Here is a 15,949-nt window from a genome sequence, read left to right as displayed (position 1 = left end):
TTAATACCATCAAATCAAATTTATAAGGGTGATCTCATGGGTGCAGCAACTCCTGTCGTTGAGTTGAAGCAAATTACTAAACGCTTCCCGGGCATTGTCGCTAATGACTCTATAAGCTTGCAGCTGCATAAGGGAGAGATTCATGCACTGCTGGGTGAGAACGGCGCCGGAAAATCGACGCTGATGAATATTGTATTTGGTCTATATCAGCCTGATGAGGGCGGAATTGAAGTTGGCGGGCAGCCTGTAATTATTGACAGTCCGAATAAAGCCATCGAGCTAGGTATTGGAATGGTGCATCAGCATTTTAAATTAGTGCAGCCATTTACAGTAGCAGAGAATATTATATTGGGTTCAGAGCCTAAAAGAATGCTGGGCCTCAATATTAACTATAAAAAGGCAGTGGCAGAAGTTAAACGGTTATCCGAGTTATATGGACTTAAGGTCGACCCTAATGCAAAAATTGAAGACATCTCTGTAGGAATGCAGCAGCGCGTCGAAATTTTAAAAACCCTTTACAGAGGCGCGGAAATCTTGATTTTTGATGAACCGACAGCGGTATTAACTCCTCAAGAGATTTCAGAATTGATGGTGATCATGAAGAAGCTGGTCGCTGAAGGCAAATCCATCATTCTTATTACTCATAAACTGAAAGAAATCATGGAAATTTCGGATACGGTAACGATCATCCGCCGAGGTAAAGTCATCGATACGGTGAAGACGTCAGAGACGACTCCTAATGATCTGGCTGAGAAGATGGTTGGGCGCAACGTTACTTTTAAAGTGGACAAAAAGCCTGCTGCACCTAAGGAAACCGTACTCGATATCCATGAATTAACCGCGAAAAATAAAGAAGGCATGGCCGTACTGGACAAGCTGAATCTGCAAGTACGTGCAGGAGAAATTGTCGGAATCGCTGGAGTTGACGGTAATGGTCAGAGTGAGCTGATTGAAGCCATTACTGGTTTACGTAAAGTAAATTCAGGCAAAATTACGCTGAATAACAAGGATATTACGAATGAGCCGCCTCGTAAGGTTTCGGAAGCGGGCGTCGGGCATATTCCAGAGGACCGTCATAAGCATGGTCTTGTGCTGGACTTCTCTGTGAGCGAGAACATGGTGCTTGAATCCTATTACAAGGAGCCTTATTCCAAAAAAGGGTTCCTGAATTTCAAGGCAATTCAGGAGCATACGAAGAAGCTGGTACAGGCCTTTGATGTAAGAACGCCAAGCATTGATACTTTATCACGAGCTTTATCCGGAGGTAACCAGCAGAAGGCGATCATCGCCAGAGAGGTAAACAAAAATCCGGATTTACTTATTGCTGCTCAGCCTACACGTGGTCTTGATGTAGGGGCTATTGAGTTCGTTCAGAAGCAATTGATCGCTCAACGTGACCAAGGTAAGGCTGTGCTGTTAATTTCCTTCGAACTCGATGAAATTATGAATGTCTCGGACCGGATTGCGGTTATTTATGAGGGACATATTGTTGGTGAAGTGCTTCCAGAAGAGACCAATGATCAAGAGCTGGGTCTGATGATGGCAGGTAGCACCGTGAAGAGAGGTGCATCTAGTGAGTAGCGTATTAAAATGGTTCACTAAGGATTCAATTATATATCCAGTTGTTGCTATTATATTGGGTCTTCTATTGGGAGCAGTCGTAATGCTTATTGGCGGATATAATCCGATAACGGCATACGGAGCACTTGTCGAGAAAGTATTTGGAAACACCTATAATATTGGGGAAACTTTGCGTGAAATGACTCCGCTCATTATGACGGGGCTGGCCTTTGCGTTTGCTTCCCGTGCAGGTCTATTTAACATCGGGGCTGAAGGACAATTTATCGTAGGGATGACGGCTTCCGCATTTGTCGGAATTAAGCTGACGGGATTGCCTATGATTATTCATGCACCGCTTGCATTAATTGCAGGGGCTCTAGCGGGTGGTCTGTGGGCAGCAATTGCAGGTTATCTCAAGGCAGCACGCGGGGTGAATGAAGTCATCACCAGTATTATGATGAACTGGGTTGCACTTTATTTGGGCAATCTTGTCGTAAGACAATTCATGCTGATGCCGGGTGAGAATCGTTCCGAAGAGATTCAACCATCCGCCTCTATTGCGATTGGCTGGTTGTCTGAGTTAATGAGTAACTCCCGTGTTCACTGGGGCACACTGATTGCGATTCTCGCAGCGGTAGTGTTCTATGTATTCATGTGGAAAACAAAGCAAGGCTTCGAGCTTCGTGCAGTAGGCCATAACCATCATGCTGCAGAATATGCAGGGATGAAGGTGAATCGCAACATTGTCAAAGCCATGTTTATCAGTGGTATTTTGGCAGGCCTTGGCGGTGCCTTTCAAATTCTGGGTGTATTCGGCTATCAAACGATCCTCCAAGGATCCCCGGGTACTGGATTCGATGGTATTGCGGTAGCACTGATTGGTATGAATCATCCGTTTGGTGTAATTCTAGGAGCCTTCCTATTTGGAGGATTGACATACGGTTCTGCCGGAATGAGCTTCGCAGCAGATGTTCCACCGGAATTGATACGTATCGTAATTGGCTCCATCATATTCTTCATTGCTGCACAAGGTATCGTGCGCTGGGTGCTTAAGCCCTTCTATGCGAAGCGCAAGAAAGAGAAGGTGTTGTAATTATGGATTTCATAACGCTCTCCGGACAGCTGATTAATACGACACTTGTCTTTGCAACAGCTCTTGTATTTGCTGCGCTTGGTGGTATATTCTCAGAGCGTTCCGGTGTAACGAATCTGGGGATTGAAGGATTTATGATCTTCGGTGCTTTTGCTGCAGGGGTATCCGCTCATTATGCTCAAGAAGCGGGGATGACAGGTGGGCAAGCGGCTTGGGTTGGTCTGGTTACAGCAGCCGTGTTAGGTGTGGTTGTTTCCTTGATTCACGCTGTAGCCTCTATCACTTTTAAAGCGGACCAGATCATAAGTGGTATTGTCATTAACTTCTTGGCAGCAGGAAGCACATTGTATATGGTTAAGCTTCTGTTTGACGGGTCAGGGGAAACGCCGCTTATTAATGGATTCAAAAAATGGAATCCAGAATTATTCGGTGTGAAGCTAGCTGAAATTCCGTTCTTCGGTAATGTATTTATTCATCATTATCCATCTACATTCCTAGCTGTGCTGTTTGTAATATTAACATTCTTATTCCTGTACAAAACGCCATTCGGTCTGCGTCTTCGCTCTGTCGGGGAGCATCCAAGTGCTGCGGATACGATGGGGATTAATGTGACGAAGTACAGATATCTTGCTGTTATGGTCAGTGGTGCACTTGCGGGTATCGGCGGTGCTGTTCTTACGCTGACGACTACAAATGTGTTCGCACACAACACAATTTCCGGACAAGGTTATATTGCGATTGCTGCCATGATCTTTGGTAAGTGGAATCCGATCGGGGCATTTGGTGCAGCTCTCTTCTTCGGGTTGTCCCAAGCTGTCCGCAACTATATTCAAATGTTCGAATGGGCTCAGGCTATTCCCCAGGAAATTATTTTCATGCTGCCGTATCTGCTTACTGTCATCGTACTCGTAGCAGCGGTCGGACGTTCAGCAGCACCTGCTGCACTGGGACAGCCATACGATCCAGGCAAACGTTAACGTAATATTTAATTTATCAACAAAGGTGATGCTTGCTCTAAGATGCAGGCATCACTTTTTTTGTACATGCAGGACATTGAAACATACATTTATGCCGACATACGAATAAGATGATTCTGAATCCTACGTAAAGAAGGAGGGAAAAGAATGAATAATTCTGTTAGTCTAAATGACGCAAAAAAAATGGTCGGGCAGCGTATTGTCGCTGTTCGCAAAGATGGCACAAAAGTGACGGGTACACTTGTTAATGTGACAGGGAATAAAATTATGCTCCAGCCGACGGAAGGGAAAGATGCATCTACACGGGCACTCATTCCGCTTGTCCTATTTGACCTGTTGGCAATTGGAACCTTGCCATTTGCAGGCGGATTCGGCGGAGGCTTCGGAGGCGGATTTGGTCCAGGCGGATACGGCGGGTATGGATATGGAGGCAAAGGACCTGGAGGCGGGTATGGAGGCTTCCCTGGATATGGACCTGGACCTGGATATGGACCGGGACCAGGTTACGGACCAGGGCAAGGTTATGGAGGATATGGCTTCAAAAATAAATTTTTCTATTAAATATTTTTATCGCATTGATAATATTTTGTGTTCATTCTTTTGATATTCTAGCTTTCACTTAATACTTTTTCCAATTCGTAGCACCGTCCGATATCAACATAGCGAAGCATCTTATATCCCATCTTTTGATAAAAATTGATTCCCTTTTTGTTTCCTTCATCCACCATAACTTTTGACTTCTTACACCCTCGTGAAGCCGCAAATTGCTCCGCTTTGTTCAGTAATTCTTTGCCATGCTGTTTGCGCTGTTCCTTTGGATAAACGGCCATCATGTCAATGTATAGTAAAGAACCATGCATCATAAAATGTACAAAACCACAAATGCTGGATTCATAATTAGCAGAGGATACCAATGTAATGCCTCGGGCTAAACGGCTTGGAATATCCTGAATAATCAGGTTGATCTCTTGCTTGCTCAAATGTGAGATAGGCACGAGCTGGCTATGAATCAGTTCCATGATAGCTGGATCATCTTGCTTAGGTCTGCGATTGCGAATCATGGATAATCCTCCTTTTTGGGGCATACAATATGGATGGGGTATTATATGCCTAAGGAGCTTGGTCATGTTCGGTATTTCGGACAAAAAATAGCTGATACAGCAAGGCTTGTACATGGATTGACTGAATTTTGAAAAATAAAGTGTTGACTATTTCTACAAATGAATCTTATAATGTTCCTAACATTTAACCGCTATAGTTTATCGGCAATGATGAGGACGAAGTTTTAAGGGCACTTATGTGCAGAGAGTGGACAGTTTTAGCTGAAAGTACCACCATAATCCCTTAAGTACGAGCTCACCTCGGAGCTGTTTTCCTGAAAAGCAAGCAAGGTTCTTGCCTATTAGGGAAAATCGTAAGTCTACGTTACAGACGACAGGTATGAAGAATGGGTAGGTCTTATCTGACCAACATTTCTTACTACTTGCTAAGGTCAGATTCCGTGAGGAATTTGACAAATCTGGGTGGTACCACGGAAGCAGCAACCTTTCGTCCCTCGCGAGGCATATTTTATGTCCGCAGGGATGGAAGGTTTTTTTGTTGTAAAAGCAAGATGAATCAAGGGTCATCAATTACAGATAACCCTTACTTGATTTCTTTTCAACATGTCAGATTAATGTAATCCTTAAGAAGGGGGAGATCTTCATGAATGCGCATAATCCTGAAATGCGATCAACTGATCAACTACGTGAGAAATGGATGAAACCGGAAGTCATTACAGGCTCGGAAATTCTACTTCGAAGCTTGCTGTTAGAAGGTGTTGAATGCGTCTTTGGCTACCCGGGGGGCGCGGTCCTATACATCTACGATGCAATGTATGGATTTGAAGATTTCAAGCATTTGCTTACAAGGCATGAGCAAGGCGCCATTCACGCAGCCGACGGATATGCTCGGGCAAGCGGCAAAGTAGGCGTATGTATCGCTACTTCCGGTCCGGGAGCAACTAACCTGGTAACGGGCATTGCAACGGCCTACATGGATTCGGTACCACTTGTTGTCATTACGGGGAATGTCGTTTCCAGCTTGATTGGTACGGATGCTTTCCAAGAAGCAGATATTACTGGGATTACGATGCCGATCACTAAGCACAGCTATCTGGTTCGCTCAGTAGAGGATTTGCCGAGAGTGATTCATGAGGCGTTTCATATTGCGAACACAGGGCGTAAAGGTCCGGTATTAATCGATATTCCTAAGGACGTATCCGCTAATAAGACGCTGTTTGTTCCACAGACAGAGCCTGTAAATATGCGAGGTTACAATCCAACAGTTACGCCTAACAAGCTGCAGCTTGATAAGCTGCACCAAGCGATTAAGCAAGCAGAGCGACCCGTAATTCTGGCCGGCGGCGGAATCGTATACGCTGGAGCACATGAAGCACTGTTCGAATTTGTGAAGAAGACAGAGATTCCAATTACGACAACATTACTTGGTCTTGGTGGATTCCCAAGCGGTCATGAGCTATGGATGGGGATGCCTGGGATGCACGGTACGTATACAGCGAATCAAGCTATTCAGCAGTCTGACCTATTGATCAACTTTGGAGCAAGATTTGATGATCGGGTAACCGGCAAGCTGGACGGTTTTGCCCCACGAGCGAAGATCGTGCATATTGATATTGATCCTGCAGAGATCGGCAAAAACGTACCGACAGACATTCCGATTGTAGGGGATGTGAAGACCGTACTTGAATTGCTCAATCATGAAGCTGCGCGTGCAGATCAGGCAGATGAGTGGCGGAACCAGATACGGGAGTGGAAAGGCGACCGTTTGTACAACTACAAGGATTCAGATGAAGTCCTCAAACCTCAATGGGTTATTGAGATGCTGAATGACACGACGGAAGGCAACGCAATTGTAACTACGGACGTAGGCCAGCATCAGATGTGGGCAGCTCAGTATTACAAGTTTAATCAACCGCGTTCATGGGTAACTTCCGGGGGACTTGGAACGATGGGCTTCGGCTTCCCTTCAGCCATCGGTGCTCAGATGGCGCATCCGGATCGTCTCGTTATCTCTATTAATGGAGACGGCGGTATGCAGATGTGTTCTCAAGAGCTTGCCATCTGTGCAATTAACAAGATTCCAGTTAAGATTGTGGTTATCAACAACCAGGTACTAGGGATGGTAAGACAATGGCAAGAGCTGATCTACGACAACAGATATAGTCACATTGATCTAGCTGGAAGTCCTGATTTTGTCAAATTGGCAGAGGCTTATGGGGTCAAGGGTCTGCGTGCCACGAATAAGGAAGAAGCGCAGAAGATTTGGTCAGAAGCGCTCGAAACAGACGGTCCGGTGCTTGTAGAGTTTGTTGTTAACAAGGAAGAAAACGTATATCCGATGGTAATGCAGGGATCGACCATTGATCAAATGCTGATGGGGGATGCATAAATCATGAATAGACATACGATTGCCGTACTGGTAAATGATCAGCCAGGAGTACTTCAACGGGTATCAGGTCTGTTCGGTCGCCGCGGCTTTAACATTGAAAGTATCACGGTTGGTCAGTCTGAGGAAGCCGGATTATCCCGAATGGTTATTGTGACACTTGGGGATGAACATCTTCTTGAGCAGATTGAGAAGCAGCTATACAAATTAATTGACGTTATCAAGGTTGTTAATTTGAGCTCCAATCCGATGGTTGCACGCGAGCTCGCACTGATCAAGATCAAAGCAGAGCCTTCGGTTCGTCCGGAAATTATGGGTCTCGTCGAAACGTTCCGTGCCTCGGTTGTCGATATCGGCAACTCCAGCCTGATGATTCAAGTTGTAGGAGATACAGATAAGATTGACGCGATGATCGAGCTCATTAAGCCATATGGTATCAGGGAATTATCTAGAACAGGTGTAACGGCAATGATCCGAGGAAACGTATAAATATACTTTTCGTATTCATTAGCCAGCCTGTCTTAACATCATATTTTAGTCATTTACCGCGACAGGAATTTGCAGTCCTGAAGAATGAGCGGGGGCTTGAGGGGACTAGAGGCTTAGATTAACGGACGGTTCTGCAGTCCCTTGAAACACCCGCTCATTCATGCAGGGTTTTCTTTACAATACAAAGGAGGGCTTTAACAATGGCAGTTACAACTTATTATGAACAGGATGCAGATCTTAGTGTATTGAAAGGTAAAACCATCGCCGTTATCGGTTATGGAAGTCAAGGACATGCTCAGGCACAAAACTTGCGTGACAGTGGTCTAAACGTAGTTATCGGTTTGCGCGAAGGTAAATCATTTGAGACAGCTAAAAATGACGGCTTCGAAGTATTGCCGGTTGCAGAAGCAACTCGCCGTGCTGATGTTGTGCAAATCCTGATGCCGGATGAAACACAAGCTTCCGTTTACAAAAATGAAATTGAGCCTAACCTGAAAAAAGGTGCAACTCTGATGTTCTCCCACGGCTTCAATGTTCATTTTGGACAAATTGTTGCTCCTAAAGACAGTGATGTTATGCTGGTAGCTCCTAAATCTCCTGGGCATATGGTTCGCCGTACATATGTTGAGGGCTTTGGTGTACCTGGTCTAATTGCGATTGAGCAGGATGCTACGGGTCAAGCCAAAGAAATTGGTCTGGCTTATGCAAAAGGGATCGGTTGTACACGTGCTGGTGTTATTGAAACTTCCTTCCGTGAAGAAACAGAAACAGATTTGTTCGGTGAACAAGCTGTGCTGTGTGGTGGTGTAAGCGCACTTGTAAAAGCAGGCTTTGAAACATTAACAGAAGCTGGCTATGCTCCAGAAATGGCTTACTTCGAATGCTTGCATGAGCTGAAGCTGATCGTTGACCTAATGTATGAAGGTGGACTTGCCAGCATGCGTGATTCCATCAGTAACACAGCGGAATACGGTGACTATGTAACTGGACCACGCGTTGTAACTGAAGACACCAAAGCAGCAATGAAAGCAGTCCTTAGCGATATCCAGCAAGGTAAATTCGCTCGCGACTTCATCCTGGAAAATCAATCCGGACGCGCATTCCTGACAGCGACTCGCCGTAATGAAGCGAATCATCCAATCGAGGTTGTCGGCGCACAATTGCGTGAAATGATGCACTGGACTCATAAATAAGATCATAGCTCTCTATTCTCTGAGAATCGTGATGACAATGACAAAAGGCGGCCAAGCTGTAATAGCTTAGGCCGCTTTTTTTGCTGCTTCATTACCACGCGTAAGCGTTTGGCGCATGACCGCCTGGACCTGGGAAGATTTCATCCAGCCGCTTGAGGACTGACTCGTCCAGCTTGATCTCCAGTGCATCTAGTGTGTTTTCGAATTGTTCGAGTGTGCGAGGACCAATAATTGGAGCGGTAACCGCAGGATTCGCAAGGAGCCAAGCCAAAGCGACATTATCCTGCGGCTCTCCAAGCTCACGGCAGAGTGCACCGAACTCTTCCAACTGTGTGCGATGCTGCTCGACACGCTCCGCAATTCCACCACTACGAGTTCCTTCGATCTTCTTGAGTGCATTTCGTCCGAGCAGACCGCCATCAAGCGGACTCCAAGGAATGATGCCAAGTCCAAGCTTATGTGCTGCAGGAAGCACTTCGAGCTCAGGAAGCCGGCAATTCAGGCTGTATTTGTGCTGTTCTGACACAAGCCCTAAGAAATTTCGATTCTTGGCTTCCATTTGAGCAACCGCTATCTGCCATCCGGCAAAATTGCTTGAGCCGACATAGCCGATTTTTCCCTGATGAATTCCAACTTCAAAAGCTCCCCATAATTCTTCCCAGGAGACATTAGGATCGACATGGTGCATTTGATAGAGCTCAATATGATCGGTTTGAAGTCGTTGAAGTGAGCCTTCGAGATGCCGGCGGATTTTGTAGGCTGACAAGCCTGCTTCATCATTGGGTCCATCGTTGCTGTCATGCATGGAGCCGTATACTTTGGTCGCAAGTACGACTTTTTCTCTGCGTCCGCCGCCTTGCTTAAACCATTTACCGATGATCGTTTCTGTCAGTCCTGCATTTTCACCCCATCCGTAGATGTTTGCTGTGTCGAAAAAATTGAGGCCTGCATCAACGGCAGCATCCATAATGCGAAAGGCTTCCTTCTCATCCGTTGCAGGTCCAAAATTCATCGTACCCAGACACAGACGGCTTACCTTGAGTCCTGATCTTCCTAAATACGTATACTGCATCCACTATCATCCTCTCATCAGGGAAATTGAACCATCTAAACAAGTCTATTGTAATCGGATTCTTCCATCTCTTTCAACTTCGTACTGCCTTATAGTCTATACCTATAGACGCGATAGCTTCTATATCTTGGTCAAATGTACCGTGATTATGTTACAAAGGTATATAGCAGATATTATTTAGAATGGAGCGTGCAGTCATGTCAGAAGTCAAAAAAATCGCCGTCATTGCTGGAGATGGCATTGGACCAGAGGTTGTTGCAGAAGCGGAGAGAGTGTTGAAACGAACCGAAGAAGTGTTCGGATATACTTTTGAAACAAATCACGCTTTATTTGGCGGAATTGCGATTGATGAGACAGGAACCCCTTTGCCGAAAGAAACACTGGAGGTATGTCAAAGTGCGGATGCAGTACTGCTTGGAGCGGTCGGAGGTCCGAAATGGGACAACAATTCCAAGGAGCTTCGTCCAGAAACAGGATTGCTGGGGATCCGCAAAGCACTCGGATTATTTTCCAACCTGAGACCTGCCGTCGTATTCGATTGTCTCAAAGATGCTTCTACACTAAAGCCGGAAGTGCTTGAAGGCACAGATCTTATGGTCGTTCGAGAGCTGACAGGCGGAATCTACTTTGGAGAGAAGTTCCGCAGAGAGGGAGAGCATGGCGAAGAAGCGGTAGATACCTGCGTATATAATGTAGCAGAAGTAGAACGGATTGTTCGACAAGCTTTTGAAATTGCACAAAAACGTAGAAAAAAATTGGCATCGGTCGATAAAGCAAATGTGCTTGAAACCTCCCGCTTATGGCGTGAAGTGGTAAACCGGGTCGCTCCAGAATATCCAGATGTTGAAGTTGAGCATGTGCTCGTAGATAACTGTGCAATGCAGCTGCTGCGCCGTCCATCAAGCTTTGATGTCATTGTTACGGAAAATATGTTTGGTGATATTTTAAGTGACGAAGCGGCTATGCTTACAGGCTCAATCGGAATGCTCGCATCGGCGTCTATGGGTGAAGGAAGCTTTGGTCTATATGAACCCGTACACGGATCAGCTCCGGATATTGCAGGTCAGGGATTAGCGAATCCGATTGCGACGATTCTGTCAGTTGCCTTGATGTTCCGTTTGACATTTGGATACAGCGATGCAGCAGATGCGATTGAGAGAGCAGTTGCCCAGGTGCTGGATGCAGGACATCGGACAAGTGATATTGCTGTAGATAAGAGCACTGCGATCAGCACCTCCGAGATGGGAGATCTGATTGTAGCGGCGATTGTAAAATAAGAGTGCATAGAAGCTTTGTAGAATGAAGAGAAGTTAAATTTAAAATGATAAGTCAGGAGTACAGTAGGAGAGGTTAACGGCCATACTGTGCTTCTTTTCTTCTTAATTATAATAATTATCAACAAATAAGGTTTATAATATTGACTTTGAAACTTGACGGTGATAGGATTTTAAATGTGCTCTTTTTTGAGAGTTTCATAAACTCTTCATTAATTTTAAGAGTTTCACATACTCTTCACAATCTAAAGAGAAAACGATTTTGGTTACATAGGAGAAGGAGGACTTTTTATCATGGCAGAACGTTTGGTTGGAAAAACAGCTCCGGATTTTGTAATGGAGACCGTAACTGGTGATGGTAAAGATTTTGGTAAGGTTCAATTGTCTGACTATCGTGGTAAATGGCTGGTATTTTTCTTCTACCCGCTAGACTTCACATTTGTATGCCCAACTGAGATTACAGCACTCAGCGATGCTTATAATGATTTCAAAATTTTGGATACAGAAATTCTTGGTGTGAGTGTAGACTCGATCCATAGCCACAAAGCTTGGATCAACACTCCAAAAGACAGCGGCGGCTTGGGTCAAATTAACTTCCCGCTCGCTTCCGACATTACGAAGCAAGTTGCTCGTGACTATGGCGTATTGATTGAAGAAGAAGGTGTTGCACTACGTGGTCTCTTCATCATTGACCCTGAAGGCGAGTTGAAATATCAAGTCGTTAACCACAACGATGTGGGTCGTTCTGTAGAAGAAACACTTCGTGTGCTTCAAGCTCTGCAATCCGGCGGATTGTGCGCAATGAACTGGAAGCCAGGCGACAGCAACCTGTAAATCGTTATATCGCTTCTAAGTTAAGTAAGCCCTCAAGGCGGTAATTACCGCTGAGAGGGCTTTTTTCACCGTATAGACTTATATTGCTATGTCTACACGAGGAATATTCAATATCCTTAACTAATTGGCGTTTTAAGTCGGTTTTTTTCGTGTTATAACGAGTATAGCCCTTTTTTTATGGAGATTCGATTAAGAAAGAGGAATTGGGATTGTCATAACGAATAGGGTAAAAGAATACGCTATTGAACATAATGTATACAATGCTTCCGGTTTTGTGTCTACAAGGAGGGTGAGCAAAATGAGTTTTTGTTGTGGAGCAAGTATGATCGGGACAAAGGGAACATTAAAGCATTACCGAACGCAGGTCCACAATGTTCCCCTGCTCTTTTGTCCGGTATGTAATCGGGTAGAGGTTCACTATAAGGTTGAGAATGAGTATGAAATATTGGCTGAGTATGCACATGGTGATGGTGCATCTGAGATTGATTTTCAGGATTATGTCATGGAAGATGAAGATACGATTTACGAAAATTGCGTAAACCGGGAGAACGAAGATCCTCTAGAAATTATACAGCGTCAGATCGATACTTCCTTGGATTTGCTATCCATTGCTAAGAGCATAGAAGATCATAAATGGGAGAGCGAGCTTAAACGAAGACTTGCTGTCATGAGCAAGAGACGATCCAAGATCAAGCCAAATCAGACAGGCCGATAACCGAAAATACCTATGCATAAAGATGAAGCCTCCGTTATTAACGGAGGCTTTAGATGTAGGATAAAATGCCATTTTAATTTCTACAGAAAAGGTTATATCTGCTTAATATCCAACAATTCGACAGTATCTTCGGTTGACTCTAATTGGTAAACTTGTCTATGATTAAATAGACATCCCCAAAAACTCTGCATGACGGTAGATCAGCTAAACATAGCTTAACAGCGAGGAAGCAAACGATCAGCGCCCGAAGTTAAACCTCATAGACCTCCATACTGCAGTGATTCATACTTCATTCCAGTTCTTATGTTAATGGTGCCTTATCTGAAGCGTAACGTAGTCGTATGACACGAAAGACCCCTGTGTCTGTATGGTCGACGCTGGTTTAGATCTATAGCGGGAAGCCTCGTCATCATCTATGTGACGATTAGTAGTCCGATCGGCAAGTTCCATTTACGTGTAAAGGGGGAGCCTGAGTATGATCAGTGAGTTTCAGAACACATTGATTTCTGCAAACGACGTATTTCCACTACAGCATCTAGATAACAGCAATTATGAGAATATTCTAGAACACTTGGATAGCGGAATCATGTTATTTGATAGGGATGGGGTTCTTACTTTCATTAATCTGCAGATGGCCAGATTGCTAGAGCTGCCACGCCATCAACTGCTCGGCTGTGATGTAGTTCAGCTCGTACGGCATCCATACATTAGCCGGTTCAAAAAGAAAAAGATTATGAGGATATTCAGGGAGACCATTTTCCATCGTAAGCGCTATCATGAGGTGCTTGACGAATATGGGAAGCATTGGCTCATCACTATGACGTACGGTGATCAGATGGACGGCAACTTTTTGCTAAGTGTAAAGGACGTATCGGATTTCAAACAAATCGAGCAAACCGCGTATCAGAACGATAAGCTGGCCATGCTGGGACAAATCTCAGCCTCCATCGCTCATGAAATTCGCAATCCGCTAACCGCCATCCGAGGGTTTATTCAATTGCTAAGACCTCACCTTATTCAGTTAGGCAAGGATGAATATGCAAGAATTATACTTACAGAAATTGATCGAGCGAATGATATTATTTATGAATTCCTTAATTCATCCAAGCCTTCTGCCCCACAAAAAACCGTGATTCCAGTTCAATCTTTACTCAAAGAAGTGGTGCTGCTTACAGAAAGCGAAGGTTTAATGAAAGGATGTCAAATAGAGATGGACAATGCTGATCATCCGCTATATGTGTCCATCGACGTAAAACAAATTAAGCAGGTCATGCTGAATATGGTCAAGAATGCAATGGATGCCATCGAGAATGTAGGTGAGGATCATTCAGGGCTTATCCAGATTGAAACACAGCAAGAAGGCACTAATGTCGTCATTTCCATAAGAGATAATGGACAGGGAATGGATCACAATACTTTAGTAAGGCTGTTTGATCCTTTCTTTACGACCAAGGAAGCAGGCACTGGGCTCGGACTATCCGTCAGCTATCGAATTATTAAGAATCATGGAGGCACCATATCCGTTGACAGTAAATCTGGAGAAGGAACAGAATTCAAGATTTCTCTTCCTATCGTATAATCTGTGCATCACTTCAATAGATCGGAAGCGTAGCTGCTTCTGATTTTTTTTTGCTCTCTGAACTTTTTTAATTTGTCATGGCGGGTATATGAAAGGAGTAGTATGAAATTAAGGCTATATTTGAATTTGATCGTATTTAATAGCTAGCTGAAGGATGGATATGATGATGAATGTGAAGATGGAAGTGTTATGGAAATCAGATATTCCGATCGAATCGATTGAAGCGCAAGCTGTCATTTGTTTGGTAAGCGAGGCGGAGTGGATTACGGGACATTTTCCTGCGGAATGGAAGGAAGCGATTGCTTCTGTAAAGGAACGAGGATTATTCCAAGGATCTGAAAATCAATTGTTTACCATACCCGTGATGCAGTCAGATACAGCAATAACATTAATATTAGTCGGAACAGGACAGTATCCTTTTACCCCTGAAGGGCTTCGCCTTGCTGCAGTGCGCGCTGCAAAAACAGCGGTGAAGATCTGCGCAGATCAAGTCGTTTTTGCATTGCCTTCCTCTATGCTTACTTATTCGTTGTCCCAAGATATTGCTGTCGTGGCTCATACGCTTACAGAAGGTTTTATACTAGGCACCTATCGACGCAAAACATACAAACGTACACAAGTGGCCTATACTGGCCCAGATCGGCTTATATTTCATCAGGACAAAGTGTATCAGGACGAACATGAGCGGCAGTGGCATATCGGTATGGAGCGGGGGAGGGCTTTTGCAGAAGGAACGATACTAGCCAGAGACTTAACAAATCTGCCTGGCAATATGCTTGTTCCTCATGATCTGGCCAATGCGGCCGTAAGGCTCGCTGAGCAGCATGGACTTGAATACGAAGTGCTGGATGAGAACGAAATTGTTAAGAAGGGCATGGGTGGGCTCTTGTCGGTAGGAGCCGGGAGTGTGAATCCTCCTCGAATGATTGTCCTGAAATATCAAGGGAAGACCTCCTGGGAAGGAGAAATTATCGGGCTGGTCGGAAAAGGCATTACGTTTGACACCGGTGGAATATCACTCAAGCCTCGTGTTGGGATGGAGGAGATGATAAGTGACATGGCCGGGGCGGCTGTGGTACTGGGTGCACTGCATACCCTATGCTTGCTGCGGCCTGAGCAGAATGTGGTTGTTGTCATTCCCTCCGCTGAAAATATGCCCTCAGGCAGTGCTTTCAAACCGGGAGATATTATCACTACACTCAGCCGCAGAACCGTTGAGATCTTAAATACGGATGCAGAAGGAAGGCTCGTGCTCGCTGATGGATTAACTTATGCGAAGGAGCTCGGAGCAACAAGGATTATTGATGTAGCTACATTGACTGGAGCAGTTGTATCAGCACTTGGCGACGTCGCTACAGGAGCTGTATCTAACGACGATCCCTTTATGAATGAATTTATACTAGCCTCTAAACGAACGGGTGAGAAGGTATGGCCGCTGCCCGCCTATCCTGAATTTGAAGAAATGCTGCGAAGCGAGGTCGCCGATCTGCGGAACAGTACAGGAAGATACGGTGCTTCTATTACTGCAGGTCTATTTATAGGTACTTTTGCAGAAGGAATGCCGTGGATCCATCTGGATATTGCCGGAACGGCTTATGTATCGAAAGAGAGAGGTATTCATCCCAAAGGAGCGACTGGAGCTATGGTGAGAACCATTGCAGAATATGTAACAAATGCATAAGTAATTCAGGCCTTGTGATATACAAGGTCTTTTTC

The 15,949-nt window shown here is 44.8% G+C and carries 14 protein-coding genes; 12 read left to right on the top strand and 2 right to left on the bottom strand.

Annotated elements, in window-relative coordinates; all coding sequences use genetic code 11:
- Positions 1-36 precede the first annotated feature (36 nt).
- The 4 genes from BLW49_RS04915 to BLW49_RS04900 all read left to right on the top strand — a co-directional run bounded on the left by BLW49_RS04915 (position 37) and on the right by BLW49_RS04900 (position 4,191).
- Complete coding sequence (locus BLW49_RS04915) at positions 37-1,581, top strand: ABC transporter ATP-binding protein (protein WP_076311716.1); 1,545 nt, start codon at positions 37-39, stop codon at positions 1,579-1,581.
- A complete protein-coding gene (locus BLW49_RS04910; protein WP_076311715.1) occupies positions 1,574-2,653 on the top strand; it encodes an ABC transporter permease in 1,080 nt (359 codons plus the stop codon). The genes BLW49_RS04915 and BLW49_RS04910 overlap by 8 nt, the downstream gene beginning before the upstream one ends.
- 2 nt (positions 2,654-2,655) lie before the next feature.
- Entirely contained in the window at positions 2,656-3,630 is a 975-nt protein-coding gene (locus BLW49_RS04905; protein ID WP_076311714.1) for an ABC transporter permease, read from the top strand.
- Between the two features lie 147 nt (positions 3,631-3,777).
- The gene (locus BLW49_RS04900; RefSeq protein WP_076311713.1) at positions 3,778-4,191 is read left to right on the top strand and encodes a hypothetical protein; all 414 of its coding nucleotides are present in this window, start codon (positions 3,778-3,780) and stop codon (positions 4,189-4,191) included.
- Positions 4,192-4,238: 47 nt separating this feature from the next.
- Here BLW49_RS04900 and BLW49_RS04895 read toward each other — a convergent pair whose 3' ends face one another.
- Positions 4,239-4,691: a GNAT family N-acetyltransferase gene (locus tag BLW49_RS04895; protein ID WP_076311712.1), complete on the bottom strand. Its 453-nt coding sequence runs from the start codon at positions 4,689-4,691 to the stop codon at positions 4,239-4,241.
- A gap of 643 nt (positions 4,692-5,334) precedes the next feature.
- On the opposite strand from BLW49_RS04895, the gene ilvB reads away from it, so the two are divergent.
- From ilvB to ilvC, 3 genes are all read left to right on the top strand, one after another.
- Positions 5,335-7,080, top strand: a complete 1,746-nt coding sequence (gene ilvB, locus BLW49_RS04890) for a biosynthetic-type acetolactate synthase large subunit (protein WP_076311711.1) — start codon at positions 5,335-5,337, stop codon at positions 7,078-7,080.
- Between the two features lie 3 nt (positions 7,081-7,083).
- A complete protein-coding gene (gene ilvN, locus BLW49_RS04885) occupies positions 7,084-7,566 on the top strand; it encodes an acetolactate synthase small subunit (protein WP_047910030.1) in 483 nt (160 codons plus the stop codon).
- Positions 7,567-7,766: 200 nt separating this feature from the next.
- Positions 7,767-8,759: a ketol-acid reductoisomerase gene (ilvC, locus tag BLW49_RS04880; RefSeq protein WP_076311710.1), complete on the top strand. Its 993-nt coding sequence runs from the start codon at positions 7,767-7,769 to the stop codon at positions 8,757-8,759.
- A 91-nt stretch (positions 8,760-8,850) separates the two neighbouring features.
- Here ilvC and BLW49_RS04875 read toward each other — a convergent pair whose 3' ends face one another.
- Positions 8,851-9,831: an aldo/keto reductase gene (locus BLW49_RS04875; RefSeq protein ID WP_076311709.1), complete on the bottom strand. Its 981-nt coding sequence runs from the start codon at positions 9,829-9,831 to the stop codon at positions 8,851-8,853.
- A 197-nt stretch (positions 9,832-10,028) separates the two neighbouring features.
- On the opposite strand from BLW49_RS04875, the gene leuB reads away from it, so the two are divergent.
- The 5 genes from leuB (at position 10,029) to BLW49_RS04850 (ending at position 15,914) form a co-directional block, all read left to right on the top strand.
- Positions 10,029-11,108 (top strand): 3-isopropylmalate dehydrogenase, encoded by a 1,080-nt coding sequence (gene leuB, locus BLW49_RS04870; protein ID WP_090723846.1) that lies wholly within the window; start codon positions 10,029-10,031, stop codon positions 11,106-11,108.
- 291 nt (positions 11,109-11,399) lie between these two features.
- Positions 11,400-11,939: a peroxiredoxin gene (locus BLW49_RS04865; RefSeq protein WP_076311707.1), complete on the top strand. Its 540-nt coding sequence runs from the start codon at positions 11,400-11,402 to the stop codon at positions 11,937-11,939.
- A 298-nt stretch (positions 11,940-12,237) separates the two neighbouring features.
- Complete coding sequence (locus BLW49_RS04860) at positions 12,238-12,654, top strand: hypothetical protein (RefSeq protein WP_047910026.1); 417 nt, start codon at positions 12,238-12,240, stop codon at positions 12,652-12,654.
- A gap of 475 nt (positions 12,655-13,129) precedes the next feature.
- Positions 13,130-14,233, top strand: coding sequence for an ATP-binding protein (locus tag BLW49_RS04855; protein ID WP_076311706.1), 1,104 nt, complete (start codon positions 13,130-13,132; stop codon positions 14,231-14,233).
- Positions 14,234-14,393: 160 nt separating this feature from the next.
- On the top strand, positions 14,394-15,914 hold the full coding sequence (locus tag BLW49_RS04850) for a leucyl aminopeptidase (protein WP_256209575.1): 1,521 nt from the start codon (positions 14,394-14,396) through the stop codon (positions 15,912-15,914).
- Positions 15,915-15,949: the final 35 nt, after the last annotated feature.

This window comes from Paenibacillus sp. PDC88, assembly GCF_900106725.1.
Classification (GTDB): Bacteria; Bacillota; Bacilli; order Paenibacillales; family Paenibacillaceae; genus Paenibacillus; species Paenibacillus shunpengii.
This window is presented reverse-complemented; position numbering and strand designations above follow the sequence as displayed.